1 protein-coding gene is annotated in these 1,211 nt (G+C 42.9%); it reads right to left on the bottom strand.

The window, feature by feature from the left end; all coding sequences use genetic code 11:
• Positions 1 to 25 precede the first annotated feature (25 nt).
• A protein-coding gene (locus L1068_RS21785) for an IS3 family transposase (protein WP_237131955.1) occupies positions 26 to 1,149 on the bottom strand; the annotation gives its coding sequence in 2 pieces (ribosomal slippage) (positions 26 to 918 and positions 918 to 1,149; 1,125 coding nt in all).
• Positions 1,150 to 1,211 lie beyond the last annotated feature (62 nt).

The raw sequence follows: 1,211 nt of genomic DNA on the forward strand, positions 1-1,211 counted from the left end.
GATCTTCCCCTGAAACTCTAGACACCTAGCTTACCGAGTTATATCGGTTCTCAAACTCTTCAGGGGACTGATGGCCTAGATGGCTATGCAGTCGTACTCGATTGTAAAATACTTCTATATAGTCAAACAAGTCTGCTCTTGCTTCATTCCTAGTCGCGTAGATTTTTCGCTTCACTCGCTCCGTTTTTAGCGAGTGGAAGAAACTCTCAGCAACAGCATTATCCAAACAATGACCACGCCTGCTCATACTGCTTGTAAGGTTATTTGCCGTTAAGAACGCTTGATAGTCTTCACTTGTATATTGACTACCTTGGTCACTATGCACGATAACATTAGCACTTGGTTGCCTACGCCATACCGCCATCAGCAGTGCTTTTATTACAATTTCACGCTTCATTGTGGGCTGCATAGACCAGCCTATGACTTTGCGTGAGAATAAATCGACAACGACTGCTAAGTACAGCCATCCCTCATAAGTTTTGATATAGGTGATGTCGGTCACCCAAGTGGTATCAGGCTCTGCCACCACAAATTGCTGTTGTACATGATTATCCGAAATGACAGATGGCATTGACGATTTAAAATAACGACGCTTGTAGCCCAAATTAGCTTTAAGCTTGGCTTGCTGCATTAGACGCGCCACGCGATTTTCACCAACACGCGTGCCATTACGTCTCAGTTGAGCTGTAATTCGAGGGCTTCCATAAACGCCTCCAGACTCAACAAACGCTTCTTTTATCTCTTTGGTCAGTTGCTTGTTTTCAATTGCCCTAATTGACTCAGGCTCATTTAGCCAAGCATAAAAACCACTTCGATGAACGTTAAGCACAGAGCACATTTGCGTGACTTTCCACTTATCGAGGCGAGACTTTATGAACGCGTATCTTTCCTTGACTCGCTTGCAAAGAACGCGGCGGCCTCCTTTAAAATGTCGCGCTCCTGAGTAACACGCTTTAACTCAGCTTTTAACCGCTTGATTTCGTCACTTTCTTTATTCTGTTTAGGCGTTTTCTTTGCCTTACTCACCCAGTTATAAAGTGATTTATCAGTAATTCCGAGGCGATTAGCTACATCTTTAATTGCGTAGCCATTATCGATGACCTGACGAACGGCTTCGTCTTTAAACTCTTGTGGATATTTATTTCTCATAACACCTTCTATCTTACTTCATTTTCAAAATAAAAGATGTCTAGTTGTTTAGGGGAAGATCA

It is taken from the genome of Pseudoalteromonas sp. MMG024 (genome assembly GCF_021654175.1).
Taxonomy (GTDB): Bacteria; Pseudomonadota; Gammaproteobacteria; order Enterobacterales; family Alteromonadaceae; genus Pseudoalteromonas.